Origin of the sequence: Acinetobacter sp. AG3, from assembly GCF_022343575.1 — a bacterium.
Taxonomy (GTDB): domain Bacteria; phylum Pseudomonadota; class Gammaproteobacteria; order Pseudomonadales; family Moraxellaceae; genus Acinetobacter; species Acinetobacter guillouiae.
Genome location: NZ_JAKQZD010000001.1, coordinates 3,061,117 through 3,087,169 on the forward strand (window position 1 = coordinate 3,061,117; position 26,053 = coordinate 3,087,169).

Annotated in this window: 12 protein-coding genes; all 12 read right to left on the reverse strand. The window is 40.4% G+C overall.

The genetic code is table 11. The features are described from left to right. Nucleotides 1–5 precede the first annotated feature (5 nt). On the reverse strand, nucleotides 6–1,544 hold the full coding sequence (gene hutH, locus L3V46_RS14195; protein ID WP_239046047.1) for a histidine ammonia-lyase: 1,539 nt from the start codon (nucleotides 1,542–1,544) through the stop codon (nucleotides 6–8). 82 nt (nucleotides 1,545–1,626) lie between these two features. Then, the gene (gene hutU / locus L3V46_RS14200; protein ID WP_239046048.1) at nucleotides 1,627–3,294 is read right to left on the reverse strand and encodes a urocanate hydratase; all 1,668 of its coding nucleotides are present in this window, start codon (nucleotides 3,292–3,294) and stop codon (nucleotides 1,627–1,629) included. Between the two features lie 245 nt (nucleotides 3,295–3,539). Then, complete coding sequence (locus L3V46_RS14205; RefSeq protein ID WP_239046049.1) at nucleotides 3,540–4,121, reverse strand: HutD family protein; 582 nt, start codon at nucleotides 4,119–4,121, stop codon at nucleotides 3,540–3,542. Beyond that, nucleotides 4,118–4,870 carry a histidine utilization repressor gene (gene hutC, locus L3V46_RS14210; RefSeq protein ID WP_004721807.1) on the reverse strand — a complete coding sequence of 251 codons (753 nt, stop codon included), beginning with the start codon at nucleotides 4,868–4,870 and terminating at the stop codon, nucleotides 4,118–4,120. Before hutC ends, L3V46_RS14205 begins: the two co-directional genes overlap by 4 nt. A gap of 424 nt (nucleotides 4,871–5,294) precedes the next feature. Next, nucleotides 5,295–6,980 carry a ShlB/FhaC/HecB family hemolysin secretion/activation protein gene (locus tag L3V46_RS14215; protein WP_209826471.1) on the reverse strand — a complete coding sequence of 562 codons (1,686 nt, stop codon included), beginning with the start codon at nucleotides 6,978–6,980 and terminating at the stop codon, nucleotides 5,295–5,297. Nucleotides 6,981–6,983: 3 nt separating this feature from the next. After that, nucleotides 6,984–15,776, reverse strand: a complete 8,793-nt coding sequence (locus L3V46_RS14220) for an MBG domain-containing protein (protein ID WP_239046050.1) — start codon at nucleotides 15,774–15,776, stop codon at nucleotides 6,984–6,986. A 250-nt stretch (nucleotides 15,777–16,026) separates the two neighbouring features. Beyond that, on the reverse strand, nucleotides 16,027–18,447 hold the full coding sequence (gene blp2 / locus L3V46_RS14225; protein WP_239046051.1) for an Ig-like repeat protein Blp2: 2,421 nt from the start codon (nucleotides 18,445–18,447) through the stop codon (nucleotides 16,027–16,029). 200 nt (nucleotides 18,448–18,647) lie between these two features. Then, a complete protein-coding gene (locus L3V46_RS14230; protein ID WP_004820216.1) occupies nucleotides 18,648–19,046 on the reverse strand; it encodes a GFA family protein in 399 nt (132 codons plus the stop codon). A gap of 59 nt (nucleotides 19,047–19,105) precedes the next feature. Further along, nucleotides 19,106–19,630, reverse strand: coding sequence for a hypothetical protein (locus tag L3V46_RS14235; protein ID WP_239046052.1), 525 nt, complete (start codon nucleotides 19,628–19,630; stop codon nucleotides 19,106–19,108). 28 nt (nucleotides 19,631–19,658) lie between these two features. Further along, the gene (locus tag L3V46_RS14240) at nucleotides 19,659–20,441 is read right to left on the reverse strand and encodes a lysophospholipid acyltransferase family protein (protein WP_239046053.1); all 783 of its coding nucleotides are present in this window, start codon (nucleotides 20,439–20,441) and stop codon (nucleotides 19,659–19,661) included. Nucleotides 20,442–20,629: 188 nt separating this feature from the next. Next, entirely contained in the window at nucleotides 20,630–21,745 is a 1,116-nt protein-coding gene (locus L3V46_RS14245; protein WP_239046054.1) for a beta-ketoacyl-ACP synthase III, read from the reverse strand. Between the two features lie 47 nt (nucleotides 21,746–21,792). Continuing rightward, nucleotides 21,793–25,773, reverse strand: coding sequence for a DUF3418 domain-containing protein (locus L3V46_RS14250; protein ID WP_239046055.1), 3,981 nt, complete (start codon nucleotides 25,771–25,773; stop codon nucleotides 21,793–21,795). Between the last annotated feature and the right edge of the window lie 280 nt (nucleotides 25,774–26,053).

Sequence of the window (26,053 nt, forward strand, 5' to 3'; positions counted from 1 at the left end):
ATTGATCACACTTCAGACAAGCTCGGTAGTAGCTTCGCAATCAGCAGTTGGTTCAGACAACCACTTGCGAGCAATTCACTTGCTTGTTCGATATCTGGCGCGAAGAAACGATCTTCACTGTAATACGCCACTTGATCACGCAGAATTTTGCGGGCACGTTCAAGTTTAGGAGAGCTTTTCAATCCTTCACGGAAATCAAGTCCTTGACATGCACCTAACCACTCAACTGCGAGAATGCCGCGAACGTTATCAGCCATATACCACAAGCGTTTTCCTGCATTAGGCGCCATGGAAACATGGTCTTCCTGATTTGCAGAGGTCGGTAAACTATCAACACTGGCAGGATGTGCAAGTGCTTTATTGTCACTGGCCAACGCAGCGGCTGTTACTTGAGCAATCATAAAGCCCGAATTCACCCCACCATTGGCAACCAAAAATGGAGGAAGCTGTGACATATGGCGATCCATCATCATCGAAACACGACGTTCAGACAGTGAGCCAATCTCAGCAATCGCTAAGGCCAAATTATCAGCAGCCATTGCCACGGGTTCAGCATGGAAGTTACCTGCTGAGATGACGTCACCTTCTGCCGCAAACACCAATGGGTTATCTGAAACGGCATTCGACTCAATCGCTAATACTTCTGCCGCTTGGCGAATTTGCGTTAAACAAGCCCCCATCACTTGAGGTTGGCAACGCAGTGAGTACGGGTCTTGAACCTTGCTACAATCTTCATGTGAATGTGCGATTTCACTTGATTCAGTCAATAAGTCACGATATGCAGCGGCAACATCAATTTGACCACGCTGACCACGAACTTCATGGACACGTGCATCAAATGGTGCACGTGAACCGAGCATAGCTTCAACGCTTAATCCACCACAAACGGTCGCAGCAGCAAATAAATCTTCTGCTTCAAATAGACCACGTAATGCGTATGCTGTTGAAACTTGTGTACCATTTAAAAGTGCCAAACCTTCTTTGGCCGCTAAAGTAATCGGTTCTAAACCTGCAATTTTAAGTGCTTCAACTGCTGGTAACCATTCCCCTTTATAGCGTGCTTTACTTTCACCGAGTAAAACCAGAGACATATGTGCAAGGGGTGCCAAGTCACCTGAAGCGCCGACTGAACCTTTTAATGGAATATGCGGATAAACTTCTGCATTGATCAAAGCAAGGATTGCATCAATCACTTTAGGACGGATACCAGAAAAACCACGTGCCAAGCTATTGGCCTTTAACAACATAATTAAGCGAACCATCGCATCATCTAAAGGCTCACCCACACCAGCGGCATGAGAAAGTACCAATGAACGTTGTAATTGTTCTAAGTCTTCAGGGGCAATTTTACTTGAAGCGAGTAAGCCAAAGCCAGTATTGATACCGTATGCTGTACGTCCTTCATTCACAATTTTTTCGACACATGCAACACTTGCATTGATGCCAGCATAAGCACTGTCATCCAGTTTAACTTTGATTGGATTTAAATACGCTTGGCGAAGATCTGCGAGTGTGAGCTTGCCTGGTTGAATTAAGAGTTCCATTTTGACGTCCTGTTTTGCGGTATATTGTTCTCTTACGATGCTGTTTACACAATTGCAAAAAGCATCGTAATGTCCTTGTCTTTTATTTGGTGATCATTGGCAAGTTCAAACCTTGCGCTTTGGCACATTCAACAGCGATATCATAACCAGCATCTGCATGACGCATCACGCCTGTTGCTGGGTCATTGGTCAACACACGAGCAATACGTGCTGCTGCTTCATCCGTACCATCACAAACAATCACGACACCTGAGTGTTGAGAGAAGCCCATTCCTACACCACCACCGTGATGTAATGAAACCCAAGTCGCACCACCAGCTGTATTAAGTAAAGCATTCAGCAATGGCCAATCAGATACAGCATCAGAACCATCTTGCATTGCTTCAGTTTCACGGTTTGGACTGGAAACTGAACCTGAGTCTAAATGATCACGACCAATGACGATTGGCGCTGAAAGCTCACCACTACGTACCATTTCGTTAAATGCCAGACCTAATTTTGCACGTAAGCCTAAACCAACCCAGCAAATACGTGCTGGTAAGCCTTGGAAGCTAATCCGTTCTCTTGCCATGTCTAACCAACGATGTAAATGTTCATCATCTGGAATCAATTCTTTAACTTTTGCATCTGTTTTATAGATATCTTCTGGATCACCTGAAAGTGCAACCCAACGGAATGGTCCAATACCACGACAGAATAATGGACGGATATAGGCAGGTACAAAACCTGGGAAATCAAATGCGTTTTCTACGCCTTCTTCCTGCGCCATTTGACGAATATTATTGCCATAGTCAAAGGTTGGAACACCCATTTTTTGGAAATCCAACATCGCTTGTACATGCTTTGCCATAGATTGTTTTGCAGCTTTTACCACTGCTTCTGGCTCAGTTTTGGCACGTTGGCGATATTCTTCCCATGTCCAACCAATTGGTAAATAGCCATTGAGTGGATCATGTGCACTGGTTTGATCCGTCACCATGTCCGGATGAACGCCACGGCGAACCAATTCAGGTAAAATCTCAGCTGCATTGCCATGTAACGCAATCGAAATCACCTTGCCTTCTTTGGTATAACGGTCGATACGCGCCAAAGCATCATCTAAATCTATAGCTTGTTCATCGACATAACGTGTACGTAAACGGAAATCAATACTGGCTTGCTGGCATTCAATATTAAGCGAGCAAGCGCCTGCCAATGTCGCGGCTAAAGGCTGAGCCCCTCCCATTCCACCTAAACCAGCAGTCAACACCCAACGACCTGTTAAGTCACCGTTGTAGTGCTGGCGACCAGCTTCAACAAAAGTTTCATAGGTGCCTTGTACAATGCCTTGGCTGCCGATATAGATCCAAGAACCTGCGGTCATTTGACCATACATTGCCAAGCCTTTAGCATCTAGCTCGTTGAAATGTTGCCAATTTGCCCAATGTGGAACTAAGTTTGAATTAGCAATAAGAACACGTGGTGCATCTTTATGTGTTTTGAACACACCGACGGGTTTACCTGATTGAACCAATAAAGTTTCATCATTTTCTAAAGTTTTAAGTGTTTCAACAATCTTGTCATAACATTCCCAATTACGTGCAGCACGACCAATACCACCGTAAACAACAAGCTCTTTTGGATTCTCTGCGACATCAGGATCAAGATTATTCATCAGCATACGCAGTGGAGCTTCAGTCAACCAACTTTTTGCATTGAGCTTAGTACCACGAGGTGCGCGAATTTCTACATCACGAAATTTTGTTGTCATTGTTGTCACAATAGGACTCCTTCCTTTGAGTTTAAACCAGCAAATTAAACTGCATTCACTGTATAGCAATGTACTAACTTGTATATACATCTATATACTACACAAATCTTTAATATTGAAAAGATGCTTTTTAAATTATTTTTAAAAAAAAATATAAACATATAAAATAAATAGATTTATTTTTCATAAAAACAAAAAACGCAGACAACTTCAGGTTGTATGCGTTTAAGTAAAATCAATAAAATTTAGATTTCTGTGAGTTGTATTAGACAAGTTTGCTTTAAAAATTGATGATTTAATGTGATAGCTTTCAATGATTTTTCATTTTCAAGTTTAAGGCTGTCTTGATGTTCCAAATGAAAAATCTGTTGATCAATTTCGATAACCAAAGCTTCAACACTCTGATTAAAAATAAACATCACGTCAGATAATATGGGTATTTCTAAGGCTTCTGGAGAGAAAATCCACTGATACTGTGCATCAAACTTTTTCGGATTATAAATCAAATTAAAATCTCGAATGTACCCTGCCAGCAATTCACAACTGACCACACTGTCTCCACGAAACTCGACAGACTGCAATGTTTTTAAGTGCTTAAAATCATCATCTATACGCAGTGAAAGACCTTGACCTTCCAATACCGTCAAAAAGCGATTCATCCCATTAAACTTGGAAAAATCACCCGATGTTTTCACATCAGCCATCGAAATCCGCCAATCAAACTCAGCTAAGCTTTCACCGACGCTACGGGCGATTTCAAGCGTATAGCCTTCCCCATTTTTCCATCGCATTTTTTTATAATGGCTGGCTTTTAAAAGCTCAATCATTGGGTAAATTTACCTTCCAAATAATAGCGACTGCCAGGATAAATCAGTCTTGCACTGGAGATCAGTTGTTTATTGGACCATGTTCTACGACGGATCAATAAACAAGGCTCTGTTTTATTGATTTTTAACCATTTACATTCTTGTGCTGAAGCAAGAATCGCAGTAACCACATGCTCACCTTCAGTAACAGGTGCTTTTGACATTAAATAGGCATTAGGCGTGATAGTTTTAAAATCTTGTGCCAAATAATCTGGAATCAGTACGGGATCAACTAAACGATCTTCGATCTGCACAGGCACATCATTTTCATAATGCACAATGATCGAGTGAAATAGTCGTTGTCCTTCTCGAATTTGCATTAATCGACTTTGTTCTTCATTGGCTTGAATTTGTTCAAGTACCAATACTTCAGCATGATGTTTATGATTTCTCGCAATAATTTCTTCTGCAATATTATTCACATGAAATAATGCTGTACGACCTTGCCCTTCAGCGACAAAAGAGCCAACACCTTGTATGCGCACCAATAAACCTTCACTGGTCAGTTCGCGCAATGCCCGATTGACCGTCATACGACTACAACCCAGTAAATTCACCAACTCACTTTCTGAAGGAATTTTTTTATTTACAGTCCATGTTCCTTCATAAATTTTTTGTGAAATCATTTGCTTCACGCGCAAATACAAAGGAACAGGACTATCTTCTTCTAGAGATAAGTCTAGATCATTGTGCTTTGACGCTCTTGACATTGGCTAAAACTCATACAAAATATTCTAACTCATTGTATCTTGAGTCGATGTTATTTGTATATACAAGCCTATACAAATAATCATGATAAAAATATCCATTACTCATCAATGGCATTCCAACTTATATCAATTTAATCATTTTGCTTTTGCATCATTTAATCATAGATAGTGTAGCGGTCACCCAACGAATATTAATCGGCTTTGTTTGCAGCACAAGGTTTGACTTCATCTACGCAAAAGAATTTAAACTTTAAATGTAAAGTGTGGCTGTGTAAGTTTTATTCTCACCAGCTAGGTTTTTAAATCCCCTTTGCTAAGTTTTTACTCAGATTGTAAATCCGCTCCCTTATGAAGTTTCGACACAGGTTGTTCAAATCCTCCCCAACCCTCCTTTTCCAAAGGAGGGGGTTTTCCCTTACTCAAATTAGAAAGTCTTTCTTAAACTCAACCAGTACTGGTGATTATCGCGGTCTTGCAACTGCTCTGGCGTATTTCCAATTGGAAAAGCAACTTCCGCATTGGCTTGAATATTCCACGCACTCGTCCAGTTCAAACCTAAACCTGCACTACTGATTTGAACTTGATTATCGCCTGTCACACCTGCCCAACGCTTAGCATTTAACGTGACTTCTGCTGTATCGATAAATACTTTCGCTGTTAGCTGATGCTTTGCATCGGCAAATAAACTTTGTCTCAGTTCTGCCGTGGCCAAATAACCTGTAGAGCCTGCAAATTGACTCGATTCATAACCACGAACATTAAATGGACCACCACCTAGATATTGCTCTGCACTGTCTAGATTATAAGGACTGTATTGTCCATAAATTCCCAAATAGCCTTGCGTGCCCTTATTGCTTAGGTTTTGTAAGCGTGACAAATTCAATGTAGCTGTATAGTAGTCTCCAGCTGTCTTCGCTGTTTGCGCATCTAAAGCAGCGGCATCATCGTTTTTAAATTTCACACGACCATAACTGGTTGAGGCACCATATTGGGTTAAGCCTCCACCCAAGAATTGATCAAACTGCGAGCCATCCAGTCGGGCAGTCACCACGTCAATATTTCGATGTTTGTAATATTGATTGAGCTGAATATCATCTTTCAGTTGTTTATGATCGTATTGTAAGCTGAGAAGGACTTCTGCATTATTGGTCAGTAAGGCAGGTTGGCTAATGAATACGCTACTTTGTGCAGCACTCCCTTCTGCGCCAATGTTTTTTAGCTCTTTTCCAAGTTCATAATCTAGATAAGAATAACTTGCGCCTGCCCGAGTACCCATTCCTGTAAAGGTAAAGGCATAACCCACGCGCCCGTAGTTCATGCGTTTGCCTGCAGTCATTACATCTAAACTCAGTTCATCGCCTAAGCCTGCAAGGTTGTTGGCAGAAATTCCAGCGGTTCCACGCACTTGACTGGTATAACGATTACCAAAGTTATCTGCGCCAATATAACCATTCAACATGGCTGCATTTTGTACTTCAACATTGAGTTGGCTACTTCCGACTGTTGCACCAGGGGTCAAAACATTTCGGGTATTGACTCCATTTAAACGATTGAGCAGTTTGAGTTGTTGTTGCATCTGGTCACTGTTGATCCGCTCACCTTGTTTAAGTGGTGCAACGGTTTGTTCAATTAGCCAGTTTTGCGTTCGACTTTGATTATCAATCTGGGTTTGATCATAATACGCTTCGAGTACATTGATACGTACTACACCCTGACTTAGATTCTGCTGAGGCAGATAAGCCCGACTATAGGCATAGCCCTGTTGCTGGTAGTAAGTGGTAATCTTTTGGGCTATTTGCCAAAGTTGCTGAAGACTCAATTGTTTACCTTCGGCATCCGCCACTAAGTGATGCAATTGCGCTGTACTAAAACGACTATTTCCAGTGATTTCAATTTTGCGTACAGAGATTTGGATATCAGGTGAATTAGGTACGTTATTGCTTGCTGAACTTTCTACCTGAACAGCAGCCTGTGGTTCAAGGCTTTGTCCTTGTTGCTGTTGTTGTAGCAGTTGACCCGCATTAGGTGCTGGCGCTGCATGGTTACTGCTGGTCAAAAGCATCAGACAAGCAGCCACAGATGTTGCCAAAATATTGTGTTGTTGTTTCATCAATTAGTGCTCCCCTGCCAAAATTTGAATACCTGCAGTGTTAACTCCACCTTGGCGTACATCTAAATCAACTGTATTTAAGACGTTATTGGTTTCAGGCAAATAACGCGGTCGTTTGAATTGTATGGCTTGTAAATACGCTGCAGGGGTTAACAGATAAATATCAGCTGTGGTCACAGCGGTGGTATCCACAAGTTTGTAGTTTTGAGCATCTAAGCCACCTAGACTTAAACCTGTAATCGATACATTTTTTGCTTGCCCTGTGGTCGCACTGTCAAATTGTCCTGTTGCTGTTGCAACGTTTAAATTATCCCCAGCGTAGATGCCGTTGAATTGTGCGTTGCGGAGATTAAGCTCAGCGGCAGTTAATCCATTATAAGTACGATTGTTGGCCGTAATTCCAGCAATGTTTTGAATATTGGCTTGGCGAATATCTGCCGTAGTTTGTGCAGTGTTATTCACCAACTCGTAGTTGTGTGCATCTGCACCACTTAAACTGACACCCTGAATCGAGACTTGTTTTGCAATACCCACATTTTTATCGCTAAACTGTCCAGTTGCTGAAGCCACTTTTAATTCATCGCCTGCAACCATACCAGTGAATTGCACTGATCCAGTATTTAATGTTGCATTGGTGGTTGCATCATAAATACGATTATTGGCGGTAATGCCTGTCACTTGGTTAATTTTAGCTTTCGCGATATCTAATGAGCCATCAATAAAGCTTAGCTCGTAGTTCTTGTCTAGACCCGTAGCGGTATTGGTGTATTTGCCAGCATCTTTAGCGGTAACCGTTGCACTTACACCTGAGAGTACTGATTCAGTTTCACCATTGACCAAACCTGTCGCAGTAAAGCCAGATGCGTTTTGGTCTTTGCCGTTATAAGTAGTTGATACACTATTGGCTGTTACGGTGGCTTTAGCCTTAGCAATATCTAATGAGCCATCAACAAAACTTAGCTCATAGTTCTTGTCTAGACCCGTTGCCGTGCTGGTATATTTGCCTGCATCTTTAGCAGTCACCGTTGCTGAAACACCTGACAATACCGATTCGGTTTCACCATTGACCAAACCTGTTGCACTAAAGCCAGCAGCTGTTTGATCTTTACCGTTATAAACCGTATTTAAACTATTGGCGGTCACAGTAGCTTTGGCTTTAGCGATATCCAAAGAGCCATCAATAAAACTAAGGTCATAGTTCTTGTCTATCCCCGTTGCGGAATTGGTGTATTGACCAGCATCTTTAGCAGTCACAGTTGCTGAAACGCCTGAGAGTACTGATTCAGTTTCACTATTGACTAAACCAGAAGCACTAAAGCCTGATGCTGTTTGATTTTTACCGTTATAAGTAGTTGATACGCTATTTGCTGTTACTGTTGCTTTAGCTTTAGCGATATCTAACGAACCATCAATAAAGCTTAAATCATAATTCTTATCTAGACCTGTTGCGGTGTTAACATATTTGCCTGCATCTTTAGCAGTCACCGTTGCACTTACACCCGACAATACAGATTCAGTTTCACCATTGACCAAGCCTGTTGCAGTAAAACCAGCAGCAGTTTGATCCTTACCGTTATAGACTGTATTTAAACTATTGGCTGTCACAGTGGCTTTAGCTTTCGCAATATCTAATGAGCCATCAATAAGCGTCAGATCATAGTTCTTGTCTATACCTGTGGCGGTATTGGTGTACTGACCTGCATCTTTACCTGTGACAGTTGCAGTTACGCCTGACAATACCGATTCAGTTTCACCATTGACCAAGCCTATTGCACTAAAGCCAGCAGCTGTTTGATCTTTACCGTTATAGGTGGTTGATACACTATTGGCTGTTACTGTCGCTTTAGCTTTGGCGATATCCAAAGAGCCATTAACAAAACTGAGCTCATAGTTCTTATCTGTACCTGTGGCTGTATTGGCATAACTACCAGCATCTTTACCTGTGACAGTTGCCGAAACACCTGACAATACAGTTGTAGTTTCGCCATTGACCAAACCTGTTGCACTAAAGCCAACAGCCGTTTGATCTTTACCATTATAAGTAGTTGATATGCTATTGGCGGTGACGGTGGCTTTGGCCTTAGCAATATCCAAAGAGCCATCAATAAGCGTCAGATCATAGTTCTTGTCTACACCTGTTACTGTGTTGTTGTATTTGCCTGCATCTTTAGCAGTCACCGTGGCGCTTACACCTGAGAGTACTGATTCAGTTTCACCATTGACCAAACCTGTTGCACTAAAGCCAGCAGCTGTTTGATCTTTACCGTTATAAGTAGTTGATACACTATTGGCGGTTACGGTGGCTTTAGCCTTAGCAATATCCAATGAGCCATCAATAAAACTAAGATCATAGTTCTTATCTAGACCCGTTGCGGTATTGTTGTATTGACCTGCATCTTTAGCAGTCACCGTTGCAGTTACACCTGAGAGTACTGATTCAGTTTCACCATTGACCAAACCAGTCGCACTAAAGCCAGCAGCCGTTTGATCTTTACCATTATAAGTAGTTGATACACTATTAGCCGTAACAGTGGCTTTAGCCTTAGCAATATCCAAAGAGCCATCAATAAAACTAAGATCATAGTTCTTGTCTAGACCCGTTGCTGTATTGGTGTATTGACCTGCATCTTTAGCAGTCACCGTTGCACTTACACCTGACAATACAGTTGTAGTTTCGCCATTGACCAAGCCTGTTGCACTAAAGCCAACAGCCGTTTGATCTTTACCGTTATAGACTGTATTTAAACTATTGGCGGTCACAGTGGCTTTAGCTTTAGCAACATCTAATGAGCCATCGACAAAGCTTAGCTCGTAGTTTTTATCTAGCCCTGTTGCCGTGTTGGTGTATTGGCCAGCATCTTTAGCAGTCACCGTTGATGAAACACCTGATAAGACCGACTCAGTTTCACCATTGACTAAGCCTGTTGCAGTAAAGCCAGCAGCCGTTTGATTTTTACCATTATAGGTGGTTGATACGCTATTGGCGGTTACGGTGGCTTTAGCTTTAGCAATGTCTAATGAACCATCAACAAAGCTTAAATCGTAATTTTTATCTAGCCCTGTTGCGGTATTGGTGTATTGACCTGCATCTTGAGCAGTCACCGTTGCACTTACACCCGACAATACCGATTCGGTTTCACCATTGACCAAACCAGTCACACTAAAACCAGCAGCAGTTTGATCTTTACCGTTATAGGTGGTTGATATGCTATTGGCAGTTACGGTGGCTTTAGCTTTAGCAATGTCTAATGAACCATCAACAAAACTTAGCTCATAGTTCTTGTCTATACCCGTTGCACTATTGGTATATTGACCTGCATCTTTAGCAGTAACCGTTGCAGTTACACCTAATAGTACCGATTCTGTTTCGCCATTGGCCAAACCTGTCGCACTAAAACCAGCAGCTGTTTGATCTTTACCGTTATAAACCGTATTTAAACTATTGGCGGTGACAGTGGCTTTAGCTTTGGCAATGTCTAATGAACCATCAACAAAACTTAACTCATAGTTCTTGTCTAGACCTGTTGCGGTATTGGTATATTGACCTGCATCTTTAGCAGTCACCGTTGCTGAAACACCTGACAATACCGATTCAGTTTCACCATTGACTAAGCCTGTCGCACTAAAACCAGCAGCTGTTTGATCTTTACCGTTATAGGTGGTTGATACACTATTGGCTGTTACAGTGGCTTTAGCTTTCGCAATATCTAAGGAACCATCAACAAAGCTTAAATCGTAATTTTTATCTATACCTGTTGCGGTATTGGTATATTGACCTGCATCTTTGCCTGTTACGGTTGCTGAAACGCCTGTGAGTACCGATGTATCTTCACCATTGACCAAACCTGTCGCACTAAAACCAACAGCTGTTTGATCTTTACCGTTATAAACCGTATTTAAACTATTGGCGGTGACGGTGGCTTTGGCCTTAGCAATATCCAAAGAGCCATCAATAAGCGTCAGATCATAGTTCTTGTCTACACCTGTTATTGTGTTGTTGTATTTGCCTGCATCTTTAGCAGTCACCGTTGCACTTACACCTGAGAGTACTGATTCTGTTTCACCATTGACCAAACCTGTTGCACTAAAGCCAGCAGCAGTTTGGTCTTTACCGTTATAAGTAGTTGATACACTATTGGCGGTCACAGTGGCTTTAGCTTTAGCAATATCTAATGAACCATCAACAAAGCTTAGCTCATAGTTCTTGTCTAGACCCGTTGCCGTGTTGGTGTACTGACCTGCATCTTTAGCAGTCACCGTTGCATTTACACCTGAGAGTACAGATTCAGTTTCACCATTGACCAAACCTGTCGCAGTAAAGCCAGCAGCCGTTTGATCTTTACCGTTATAGGTGGTTGATACGCTATTGGCGGTGACGGTGGCTTTCGCTTTCGCAATATCCAAAGAGCCATCAATAAGCGTCAGATCATAGTTCTTATCTACACCTGTTACTGTGTTGGTGTATTTGCCTGCATCTTTGCCTGTGACAGTTGCCGAAACACCTGACAATACAGTTGTAGTTTCACCATTGACCAAGCCTGTTGCACTAAAGCCAGCAGCTGTTTGATCTTTACCGTTATAGGTGGTTGATACGCTATTGGCGGTTACGGTGGCTTTAGCTTTAGCAATATCTAATGAGCCATCAATAAGCGTCAGATCATAGTTCTTGTCTACACCTGTTACTGTATTGTTGTATTTGCCTGCATCTTTAGCAGTCACCGTTGCGCTTACGCCTGATAATACTGATTCTGTTTCACCATTGACCAAACCTGTCGCACTAAAACCAGTAGCTGTTTGATCTTTACCGTTATAGGTGGTTGATACACTATTGGCTATTACTGTCGCTTTAGCTTTGGCGATATCCAAAGAGCCATTAACAAAACTGAGCTCATAGTTCTTATCTGTACCTGTGGCTGTATTGGCATAACTACCAGCATCTTTACCTGTGACAGTTGCCGAAACATCTGACAATACAGTTGTAGTTTCACCATTGACCAAGCCTGTTGCACTAAAGCCAGCAGCTGTTTGATCTTTACCGTTATAGGTGGTTGATACACTATTGGCTGTTACTGTCGCTTTAGCTTTGGCGATATCCAAAGAGCCATTAACAAAACTGAGCTCATAGTTCTTATCTGTACCTGTGGCTGTATTGGCATAACTACCAGCATCTTTACCTGTGACAGTTGCCGAAACACCTGACAATACAGTTGTAGTTTCGCCATTGACCAAGCCTGTTGCACTAAAGCCAACAGCCGTTTGATCTTTACCGTTATAGGTCGTTGTTACACTATTGGCTGTTACGGTGGCTTTCGCTTTGGCAATATCTAATGAGCCATCAATAAGTGTCAGATCATAGTTCTTGTCTACACCTGTTACTGTGTTGGTGTATTTGCCTGCATCTTTGCCTGTGACAGTTGCAGAAACACCTGACAATACAGATTCAGTTTCACCATTGACTAAACCTATAGCACTAAAGCCAGCAGCCGTTTGATCTTTACCGTTATAGACGGTATTTAAACTATTGGCCTTCACAATGGCTTGCGCTTTGTGAATTGTGGCACTTAAACCTATAGGCTGACTAAAAATATAATTTCCAGCATCCGCACCTGTTAAGTTATAGCCTGTTACGATCACAGACCGGATTCCTGCATTCTTATCTGTAAATGTGCCTATACCACTACCAGTCAATCCAACAAAGTCTCCAGCAAACGGATTGATTGAAGCAGTGCCATTTAAGGTCGCAATAGCCAAACCATCATACGTTTTATCTGCAACACTTATTCCATTAATGGTTAAAACTGCAGGCGTTATATTGGCTTTAAGATTTGTCGGCTGTAGCAAGGTGTAATTTAAAGCATCTGTTCCAGTCAGCGTATAACCCGACACAATCACATTTTTATTATTGCCCACATTTTTATCAGTAAATGATCCAAATCCAATACCCGAAAGTGTCACTGAATCACCTGACAGCACTGTCACTCCCGCAGTACCCGATAAGGTTGCTACTTTTGATGTATCATAGACCTTGTCAGCAGCGCTCAAGCCATTAATATTTAAATCTCTTTTCGCGATTGTTAATGAACCTGAACCACCATTTTCTTTATAAATTACATCATCGCCAAACTGTGTTGTATTTGCCGCGATTGGAACACCACTAATCAGAATTGAGCCATCATTTAAACTATAAATCCCTGCATTTTTACTGGTTGTTTTATAATTCAGCCCTGAAGCCAGCGTTCCAGAAGCTATCGATCCATCATAAATTTTGTCCGAAAAATTAGCGACAATTTCTGTGACCAAGGGCTTTAGGAAATGACGTAGTAATGGCGCAGATCGTCCTTCATAAATACGCCAAACTTTTCCTGTACCACCTGCATCATCAATATCCCAACCTGCAAAAGTTGAAATTTGCTGAAGTTCTGTTGTGGTTTTTCCTACACCACCCGCACTGCTTGTTCTCCCAGAAGTACTGGTGTTCCAGAAACTATTTGTGGTTATACCATTACCACCACCAACAAGACCACCAACATACTGCCCCCCAGTTACACTTCCTGAAGAATAATTTTTGTCAACACTGCCACCATTGAAACCCACCAATCCTCCAACATACTGACTTCCAATAACAGTACCTGTTGCATAAGAATTGTTAATTTGTCCTGATATACCACCAATTAAACCGCCAACATAATTATTTCCTGTCACCGCACCTGTTGCAAAAGAAGAACTTACAACACCATCACTATAACCAACCAGACCGCCAATATAATTATTATTCGAATATTTTCCTTTTACAGTCACATTGGCATAAGAATTTAAGATATTTCCTGAATTATAGTTCCACCCCACCAATCCGCCATAGTGCTCGGTATTACCTGTGACTAAGCCTGCATTGACATAAACATTATTAATCGTGCCTAGATTAATCCCCACGATCCCGCCTGTTTTTCCATAACCTGAATAACTTATATTATTTAGTCCAACATTTTGTATAAGTGCATCCTGATGCGTAATCGCAAACAGTCCAATGCCCTGATACATAGAGTCAATACTTAATCCACTAATCGCATGACCTAATCCATCAAACCGTCCACGAAAAGCCTGTTGTGAGAGATCCGTTGGACTCAAATTTGCATTATAAAAGCCAATTGGGTCGAATCCGGTATAACCATTCCACAGCCCCGTACTACTGGCATCTATGTCTGCACCCAACACATAATTACCACTCAGGTTCCCGTTGATCCCTTGTAAATCTTGACTTGTTGTCGAACCCTGTGCACCCAAAGCCGTAATGACTTGATAGTTAATGGTAGCAGCCGTGCCTTTTTGGGTACTAAAATTCTGCCCAACCTTTAAGTTTATTTTTGCGCCATTGTTAATATAATAATTTGCGCTGGTATTGGCCGTGTTTTGTCCATATATCAAATTAAGTTTGCCACTGTTATTGGTCGCTGTGATGTTGGCATTAATGTTGATGTCATTTTGTGCATTTAAAGTCAGACTGGTCGCACTCCCCCAAGTTACATCAGCATTAACATTGATATCACCCTTTTGGTTACCCGTAGAGCTAGTTAGCAATATGACATTACTGGTTGCAAGACTGCTTGCTAAAGTGGTTGCGCCTATGCCGCTACTGCTTGCTGATGCATTACCCGAATTAATACTGAAATCGGTAGGGTCGATCAACCAGTTTCCGATTTTCCCGCCCTCAGAATGAGAGGACACCACCGTACTATTCTCAATCTTTACTTGAGCTGCGGAGGTTTCAATAAAGCCGCCATCTTGACCATTTTTCCCTTCAGCTTTAAGCAGGCCACTGACATTTGTTTCACCATTTTGCATATCACCTAACAGAATGATTTCACCTTTGGCATTTTGGCTTAAGCGATTGGCTTCAATAATCCCACTATGATTGACCACGGCTTTACTTAAACTGTCTTTGGCTTTTGCAGTTAAATATACAGCCCCATTATCGGCAAGAATTGCACCACCATTGTCCACCAAGCCTTTTAATACCCCTTGATCAACTTGGTACTGGGTGAGTGAACCATCCTGTAAAGCAAGAGTGACTTGACTGGCAGCAGTGAGATGAGTAACGCCATTCGGTGTCACAATAGAGCCAGTATTTTTAACATTGGGCGCAATCAGCGCAACAGTTCCACCTGATAAAGTTTGAATACTACCGTTATTTTCTATCGTTGCTGTGCTATTGGCATTGGCTTTTAAAGTATATTTTCCATTTTGGATATCCGCATCGTTCAAACTTAAAGTTGAAGCAACCAAACCACCAACGTTCACTTGAGCTGTCTTAGAAAAAACCACACCATTTGGATTGAGTAAAAACACCTGCCCATTGGCATTTAAACGCCCCATAATCTGCGATGCATTGCTATCCAAAACCCGATTAATGGCTATAGATGACTGGTTTTGCTGATTAAAATTAACCGTTGCATCTTTACCAATATTAAAAGTATTCCAGTTGGTCGAAAGGTTTTGACTATTTTGATGAATATTTAAAACGTTGCCATTTTGGGAAATGTTGGCTGAACCTTGCGTGATATTGGCGCCTGTAGGCAGTTCAGTATTAGAAATTGCGGCATAAATCGATAACGGCAATAAAGCCAGCCCCAAAAAAGCCAATCGGATTAAATTTATCCCTGATGCTTTGTGAACACCGCCCTTCAGTGCGTTTTTATGGTCTACAGTACTTTGTGAAGTGCTATGATTTTTCGCCAATTCTGAAACGGCTTGCCAACACCTAAGTTGTGAATTCCAAATAACTTTATAAATTTTGTTCATGATAATCCCCAAATCTACTTTTTAATCAAATATCAATCATTAGATCAAATGGGGGAATAGAGAGATATACCTGAAATTGGGTATTTTGCACGTATTAATTCACGTTATAGATAACCCAATAAACGCTGAATGAAATTATTCAGCGTTTATTGGAAAGAAAGCCCTATGCATCAGTTTTAAGCTAAACAAGCACTATAAAACCATGTTTCAATAAAAAAGCACCCGTAGGTGCTTATCTGGTTATTTTCAATCAAAAGGTTAGTAATTGTGGATCAAACAAATCTTTGATCAGATCAGATTGCAATACAGGTATATCTTGCGCTGATAGATTTTCGGCTTTATTGAAAGCGACCAATTCAGTATTTTTAGCATCATCGACAACGGTTGTAGCACTTTGATCAATTGTTCGAGCAAGCACATCATCAATCTGATTTGTAGTTAAATCATTGACTGAAGTCTTTGCCAATAATTCATCGACTGAAATAGCCGTGCTGTCATAAGAATTGGTATTGGCTACCTTGATATCGTCAACTTTGGTATTCTCAAGCGCATCTTGCAGTACAGTCGCTATGCTTGTACTGAGAATAGCTGAACTGCCAGCTATAGCGGTATGATCTAAATCTGAAACATTTGAATGGAGCTGCGAGAATTGATTTTCTATTGGTGTCGATTGATCGAATACTTGAGCGCTACTTTCTGGCTCAGAATGTAAGACACCTGATCCAATCGCATCAGCACTTTTAGCTGAGTTAATATTTGAATCAGCTAAATCAGCATGAAAAGCTGACGCTTCATCAAAAACTGCCATTTTTGCGGCGATTTCGACTACAGTAAATGTTCGTGCATCACTCACTAAACTGGTATTCCCTGCTTTATCCGTTTGTACAGTGGTAATACTGTGACTCCCCAGAGTTAAATCATAAGCAAAACTATATGACCATTTACTATCTGCACCGACTGTGACCGTTCCAATCGCCTGATTATTGTCATAAATAATCAAAGTTGCCCCAGCTTCTCCGGTTCCCGAAATCACAGGGCGCTTGTCATCTGTGGTCCCATTTGCAGCAACAGAGCCTACAGTTGCCCCCACATCATCAACCACATCTGTGATTTTCGGACTAGCAGGCGCGGTTACATCTTTGGTACCTGTTACAGAGCTAAGCGCTGACTGATTTCCAGCTGCATCTGTTGCATATACACTGCCAACTTTTGCTTCGGTCAAAGCTGTTGAAAGTGTGACAGAATAATTTCCATTTGCATCCGTTGTTGCTGTGCCTAATAATTTATTTGCACTGTCATAGACTGAAATTTTGGAGTTTGCTTCAGCGGTACCCGTGATCACAGTGCCTTCAGCATTTAAATTGGCCACGGGTTTATCTGGCGCTAAAACATCTTGTCCAGCTTTAATTTCTACAGCACTCGACTTATTTCCAGCAGCATCTTCAATAATAATTTTGCCAGTCTTGCTTGCATCTAAAGCAGGAGAAATGGTGATATTGAATTTACCATTGGCGTCTACCGTACCCGTTGCAATCACCACACCTGTTGAATCTTGAATAATCACTTTAGCATTTGCTTCTGCGGTTCCGTGTATTGAAGTCCCTTCTTTAGATACCTCAAACTTGGGTTGATCAGGTGCGATAGTATCTTTACCCACTTCAATATTATGTTTTTCTGATTTATTTCCAGATGCATCAATCGCTTCGACTGTACCAATCTGGCCTGTGGTTAAAGCAGGAGAAATGGCAACAGAAAATTGTCCCTGTGCATTGGCTTTAGCAGTACCAATCAGGTGACCTGCTGGGTCATATACATTAATTGTGGCATTCGCTTCTGCTTTACCAGTAACAATATTTCCTTGCTCATTTAACTGCCCTTGAGGCTCATTGGGTGCAATGGTATCTTTCGTGCCAACAACCGAGGTATAGGTTGAGGCATTTCCAGCTTTGTCTTTTGCATTGATATAATAAGTATTGTTGTTTAGCAAAGCCTCTGGCAATGTCAAAGAATAATTTCCATCTTTATCGACCACTGCTGTGGCAATCACTTTCTGGTTTTTATCAATCACATAAATAGTCGCACCCGCTTCAGCGGTACCCTTAATTTCAGTCCCCTCTGCATTCAAAGTTGCCGTCGGCGTTTTCGGTGCAATAATGTCGGTAATACCCTTTGATTGATTACTGCCCCCATCATCAAGCAATGCCAAACCTAAACCAATTGCAGAAACAAGACCAACGCCTGCTTTCACTGCACTTGAAGAAAATAGATTTGAAAATGAAAACTCAGGGGTTGAATCTTCGTAGGCAGAGACTTGTTGAACAGCCGCGGTATTGGCGCCCTCATAGAGTAAAGTGTCAAGTTTTTGCAAACCGCTATAGTCTGTAAATTTTCCATTGGCATCAAAGTGAGCAAGTGAGAAACTTCCATCTGCTTTGGGGAACGTTAGAGAATGCGTTGTGGTTGAATTGGCTTGAAAAAAACCCTCTAAAACAATTTGCTCACCATTATTTAAACTAATAATCAGCTTATCGCCTAATCGCTCTAGTGTTTTCACATCTTGTTGTGTGACACCAATTTGAATAATAGCGGGCTGATCTAAACTGACCGTTTTTGCTTGAGAATCCTGTAGTAATATTTTGTCTTGTTTTGCAGCGACGACTATTCTTGTCATTTATACCTTCTATTGATTTAAAGTGTATTTTTTGAAAATTATACAGAAGGTATTTATATATACAAACGACTTAAACTGATTTCTGAATTATTTATAAAAATATAAAATTCAGATACTTAAAAATAAGTAAGATAGCGCACAAAATCTTATTTAAACAATAAATATCCAGCATTCTTGTTGTTCATATATAACTTCACTCTTTAACAAAGCGCTTGAGCAAATTGTGGGGCATCATCCAAAATTTCAAACCAAGCAGCTTTGTTATTAGTAAACGCATGTGAAACAATCTTGCCTTGAACAGGCTCATTTACAATGCCTACACGTAATCTCACGACATCAGGTAGGTCTAAACGCGCACTAAATAATGGGGATGCACATCTTTTACAGAATGTTCGCTTTTTATTTTCAGTGGCATAATATTCTTGAAACAAAGCCTGTCCTTGAACAATCTCTAAATCTTTTGTCTGAATAGGAGCAATCGCCACAAATGCAGAACCTTGGGCTTTTTGACATTGCTGACAATGACAGACAAATATTTGAGGGATTTCACTATGAATTCTCAGTTGAATACCACCACAAAGGCATGAAGCTGTATACATTTTTATTCCTCTATATTGTGAGTAAACTCATTTTATCGTTCAATTGTAACGCTTATAACTTATAAATAATCAAATGGATAACGTGAAAAAAGTTCAGGATGGATACAATTCACGGTATCTTGAAATTGCTCTAACTCAATCGTAGATAATGGATTTTTATCCAAGTGTTGTTCCAACGCTTGCAGAAGTAAAGCAAATTGTAAAAATTGAAAAAAGTTGATTTGCATCGACTGAAACTGATCACGTTTTAAATTCTCATCTAAGTCCATACCTAAATCATGATCATAGAATAAAATATCAAAACTATTCCGATCTAAAAACCATTCATCACCTTGACCTGTACGACCAATTTTCCATAGTTGTTGGGATAAATTTTCCACATGCTCTGCGAAATACTGGTTTTCCTTTATCGTAGTTTCATAGCCAAATAAATCAATATCAGGGGTAATTTCAGTATCGCTACACTGTCCTAAAAATTCGAGATAATAGGGATCTTGAAGAAAAGTCACAGTACTTTGAATGGGTTGAGTTCGCGGATTGAAGAGCTTAAGTATCTGTTTAAAATTGGTTTGCAGTTCAAACATTATGCGATCTCAAAGATTGTTTTTTGTTCTAGATTTTTTGTTCTAAGTCATGTGCTCGATAGGACTTTAACGCCTCAATTTCAGTATAAATGCTCGCTTGTAATTGATCACGAAATACAATCATATCGTCCATGTTTTCTATCTGGTCAATAGATAACCGTGGCATAAATTTAAAATAAAAAGGGATTCGCTTTGGAATAATATGCTTCGGAATCGAAGGAATAACTTCACCTTGTCTAAGCAATGAACCTATTTTGGGATTTGATAATATTTTATTAAACCACTTTTGTTTAAGCAGCACGTTTACATCAAAAGCTAAATCAAAAACTTCATCACCACCTAAAGCCACAAAAGGAGCAATTTCATAACCAAATTCCTGAGCCAACTTTAAGAAACCAAAGCGTTGCTTCCAGATCAGTTGATAGGCTTCACCTTTACGTTTAATGACTTCTCGACCGCCGCCTGGAAAAACCAGAATCGAATAACCTTGTCGCATCGCTTCTTTGGCATATTCTTGTACACCATCAACCCCACCGACACGTTTAACCACTTCTTTCCAAATCGGAATATGAAAATGCATATGATCAGCTAAACTGACCACTGCGATTTTATGTTCTGTAAATAAATAATCAATCAGAATCGGAGAATCTAAAACACCATAGATGGTGTGATTACCGACATACATGGCTGGTTTATTCGGCACTAAATTTTCAGTACCTAAAAATGTTGGACGAAAGTAAAAGCGCTGTAAGCTGCTTATTAATCGAATCAATTTAGCGTTGTGTCGTATTTTCAAGGTTTTTTCAGTCATGCTGTATCTCTACAAATACTTTTCAACATTATTTGATCTTGGCCTTAAGCATATGACTCCTCCTTTTTCAGGGAAGAGCTTTACACAAATAAAATAACTTAAATCCTCGACAATCTCCCCCCCTTTTTTCAAAGTAGCTGAACTGCGCTTTTCGCGGCACAAGGAGGGAGATTTTATAAAATTATGATTTAAGCAACATGCTTTTGCACAAGGATTGAACCCACAGAATAACCTGCACCAAATGAACACAGCACACCATATTCGCCATCATTCACCTGATCCGCACTACGATGTAATGCAATGATCACACCTGCTGAAGACGTATTGGCAAACTCATCTAAAATGATTGGTACCAAATCAGGATCCGCTTCTGCAACTTCTTTGCCGACAATGAGTTTTAAAATTAATTCATTCATATTGGCATTGGCTTGATGCAACCAAAAACGTTTTACGTTTTCAGGTTGAATACTGTTCTTTTCCAATTGTGTAGAAATAATTTTCGCAACCAATGGACACACTTCTTTAAATACTTTGCGGCCATCTTGACGGAATTGCTTATCATCACGAGACGTTAATTCTGAACCATTTAAGAAACCAAAATTATTTCGGATGTTATTGGAGAATTGGGTAAACAAATGGGTATCTACGATTTCAAACCCTGTTTTGCTGTCCGTTTCTTCAATAATTGAAGCTGTTGCAACATCACCAAAAATAAAGTGACAGTCACGTGAACGATAGTCAGTATGACCCGAGGTAATTTCTACATTAACCAATAGCACACGACGTGCACCCGTTTTTACAGCATCGTAGGCTTGTTTTAAACCAAATGTAGCAGCTGAACACGCCACATTCATGTCATAAGCATAGCCTTGAATACCCAATGCAGTTTGAATTTCAATTGCAACAGCAGGATAAGCACGTTGTAAATTTGAACAAGCCAAAATCACCACATCAATGTCTGCTGCAGTTACGCCTGCATTTTCCATCGCTTGTTTTGCTGCAATTACGCCCCACTCTGCTTGGATTGAAAGCTCTTCATCTGAACGTTCTTCTAAACGTGGACGCAAGCGATTAATGTCTAGGACACCTGATTTTTCAATTACATAACGACGCTTTACGCCTGAGGCTTTTTCAATAAATTCTGCACTAGAACCACGACGGGCAACAACTTCACCCGCTTCAATTTTTTCAGCATTTTCACTGTTAAATTGTTCCACATAAGCATTTAAACAATCCACCAATTCTTCATTGGTAATCACTTCTTCAGGATGGTACAAACCTGTACCTGTAATACGGATGCCCATGTAAAACTCCTTTTTTAAATTCACAAATATTTCAAATTATTTCTATTCTAACCGATTCCAAGCTTTTCCCATACTTTTTGTATTCTGGTTGACGAAATCGGCATCTTGGTTTTCATCGGTTGAGAAAATAATGAAATACGTAGTTCCTCAACCATGAAGTAGACTTCTTTAACACGAACATCCGACTTAAACTTAAACAGTTTATCCATCCAAGGATCGACTTCTTTAATTGCAGCATCATCACGATTTAGATTATTCGGCAATCGATCTAAACGCAATAACAATGCTTTTAAATAACGTGGATATTCCTGCCAAATATCGGAAGATTTTGAATAAACAAAATTGGATAAGTTCATTAAATCCAGTTGATCTTCAATATCATTCATATTTTTAGCAAATACATCTTGATCCAACATCAGCAATTGCTGGCGTATTTCCTGCCATTGAATATAAATTTCACTGATCAGCTTTAATGCTTCCTGACCATGACTTAAAAATGACTTTTTCACATCTGCCATGACTATCGCAAATTCTTCAGCATTAATGGGTAAATCTTGAATTGCCATTTGTAATGTTGCGTACACCAACATTTGCTCAAGTTGTGCTTTATCACCCAAAGGTGAATATGCCAATGCCAGTGGCTTGGAAATTTGCTTTTTCAATTGACGAATCAAATCCCCCAATTGCATATGAATCAAACGAATCACGCCTTCACGATGCTGCTTAATCGCTTCACTTTGATCATTAAAAGTCTGAATCACAATACCAGAGTCATCTTTCAACTCTAACTTAGCAAAGTCTTTGCTTGGGACCAGTGCCTGATATTGTTTAACCACAACCCCGGTTACTTTCTGAGAGGCCTCAAATACAAAGCTTTCAGGGAAAGTAGTAAACTCACCTTTTAACTGTTTGACAGGACTGTGTGTTTCAGTACGACAACGTGCTTTAAGTTCGGCAAGATCACGACCTTTTTCAATCACGCGGCCTTTTTCATCAATTACTTTGATAAATGGAATTAAGTACTGATCAATACGTTCAAAAGAAAAATCTTTACTGGTAATTTGTTCACCACGTAATTGAAATGCCAAAAACTCAAAAATATGCTGATGCAAATGTTGCGCATCGACTGCTTTGATCAATTTATTGGCTGTATCTGGGATCGGCACCAAATTACGACGTTTATCTTTTGGTAAGGCTTTTAATAACGCTTCGATTAAATCCAAACGCCAGCCCGGAATCCCCCAAGACCAAATATTTTCATCAACTTGCGCTAAGGCCTGTACCGGAATTTTTACTGTTGCGCCATCTTCATCATGACTTGGATCAAAACGATAGCTGGCAGCTAAACGTAATTGTCCATTATGTAAATAATCTGGAAATTGTTGCGTGGTCGGACGATCATTCATCCATAAATCATCATCATCAACAAACAGATAACGAGGATTCTGCGGTTCTACTGTTGCTCGCCAATCTTCAAAACTACGCCGACTGGCAATTTCAGTAGGCACTTTTGCGGCATAAAACTGATAAATGGTTTCTTCATCGACAACCAAATCACGACGACGCAGTTTGTCTTCCACACGCTCGACTTCTTCAAGCTTTAATAGGTTGTGTTTTAAGAATGGTGGCGTTGTTCCCAAGTTTCCTGTGGTTAGTGCATCTCTTAAGAAAATTTCATGCGCAGCCAACTGATCCACTTTTTCATAATTGGTGGCGCGTTTCGGTTCAATGATCAGCCCAAATAATGAAATCTGATCATAAGCATTGACCACACCCGGTTTTTTCGCCCAATGTGGCTCAAAATAATGATGTTTTAATAAGTTAGGTGCAGCTAAAAGAATCCACTCAGGCTCAATTTTTGCCAGTGTGCGTAGATACACCTGTGAGGTTTCGACCATTTCAAATGCCATTACCCATGGAGTATTGGTTTTATGTAAGGTCGATGCAGGAAAAATTCGGGCTTTTTGCTGACGAACTGCCATAAAAATATTACGTTCGTCAGTTTTATTGGCAATAAAAGACAATAATCCTGTCAATAAAGCACGATGTAAATTTTCATAACTAGCTGTCTTTTCATTGAATGAAAGTTTTAAGCCCTGTGCTAAATCCAGTAATTGTTCATGCGTTTTCTTCCACTCACGTAAACGTAACCAGCTAAGAAAATGCTGTTTGGCAAAATTACGCCTTTTGCTTTCACTCAAAGTTTCACGATTTTCAGTCAGTGTATTCCACAGTTTAATATAAAATAGAAAATCTGAATCTGCTTCTTTAAATAATGCATGTTTTTGATCCGCCTGCATTTGCTTATCAGCAGGACGCTCGCGTGGGTCTTGTACTGCAAGCGCCGCAACAATAATCAAAACTTCATTCAGCACCCCAAAATGAGCACCACCGAGAATCATCCGTGCAAGGCGTGGGTCTATTGGCATTTTTGCCATTTGTAGACCGATTTTGGTTAAACTGTTGTTTTGAAGTTCGGCTTTTTTAGTAGCAGGTTGAGCAAGGTTTTTTGCTTTAGCACCAGCTACAGCTCCCTGTTGGGAAACTGCACTTTCACTTTGTGCAACCACTTGAGGAAGATTATTTGAATTTTGCACTTCATGGATAGCACCTAATTCAATCAGCAACTTACGTCCATCATTGACCAAACGATGGTCTGGTGGCTCAATAAAATCAAAATCTTCTACAGCACCTAAACCGAGACTTTGCATCTGTAAAATAACCGATGCTAAATTGGTTCGTTTAATTTCGGGTTCAGTAAAATCTGGACGACTTTGAAAATCATCTTCACTGTATAAGCGAATGCAAACACCTGGTGCAATACGACCACACCGTCCTTTACGCTGGTTTGCAGCAGCTTGAGAAATCGCTTCAATTGGTAAACGCTGCACCCGTGAACGATAGTTATAGCGAGAAATACGCGCAAAGCCACTGTCGATCACATAACGAATATTCGGTACAGTCAATGCTGTTTCAGCGACGTTGGTCGCGATGATAATACGTCGCCCACCACCAGAGGGATTAAAGATTTTCTGCTGTTCGGCTAAAGCTAAACGTGCATATAACGGTAAAATTTGCGTGTGTTTAGGACCAAATTTTTGTAAGGTCTCTTGTAGTTCTCGAATTTCTTGTTCAGTGCTTGAAAAAATAAGAATATCCGCATGTTCAGGATGCCCCTTAGATTCAGCATCCTTAAAACATTCTTCTACAGCTTGTACCACTGCGCGTGGTAAATTTTCTTCAAAATCATCAAAGTCATCATCATCACTGCCGCCGATCGTCATCTCAGAAATTGGACGATAACGCAGTTCTACTGGAAAGCTACGTCCTTCCACTTCAAAAATCGGTGCGCCATTAAAATATTCGCTAAAGCGATTCACATCTAATGTCGCTGAAGTAATAATGATTTTTAAATCAGGGCGCTTTTTTACCAGTTGCTTCAGGTAACCCATGATGAAATCAATGTTTAATGAACGCTCATGCGCTTCATCAATAATAATCGTGTCATATTTATTTAAATAACGATCATTAGAAAGTTCAGCAAGAAGAATACCGTCCGTCATTAAGCGAACGATTGAATCATTTGATCCTTGTTCATTAAAACGCACTTTAAAACTGATGCTTTCACCCAGCTTCTCACCGACTTCTTCAGCAATACGTTGCGATACACTTCGTGCTGCCAGACGTCGAGGCTGAGTATGACCAATCATCCCAGTTAAACCACGACCTGCAAGCATTGCGATCTGTGGTAATTGTGTGGTTTTACCAGAACCCGTTTCCCCTGCAACAATAATAATCTGATGCTTTTGAATCGCTTCAATCAGTTTATCTGCATACTGGGTAACTGGTAGATCCTGATTGAGTTTAATTGTGGGTAGACTGGCTAATCTTTTTTTGACTTGATGGTTTGATTTCTCAAACAGTTCTTGGAATTTTTCAGGATGAGCATCTTTTCCTTTTTTCAGTCGATTTAAACGATGGCGATCTCGTACCATAACCCATTGATCGACATTTAACTGATTTGGCACAGATGCATTATCCTAATACTTAAAATTGAACGGAATATTTTACGCTGTAAAGCACAGGAGAGATAGTCCAATCAAAGTGAATTCATGTTTACGTTATACATGTATTATAAAAATAATATTTAAAAGCTGCTAAAGTCTACTCAACTAGCAACTGTCTGTGGCTGCAAATATTCATATAGACCTAGATCTGTTGCGGTTGATCTACATCAATCAGGTAGCTTGAGGTGATGCTTAAGTACAAAACAGCAGCCACCCATATCATTTGCACGCTATACAACAT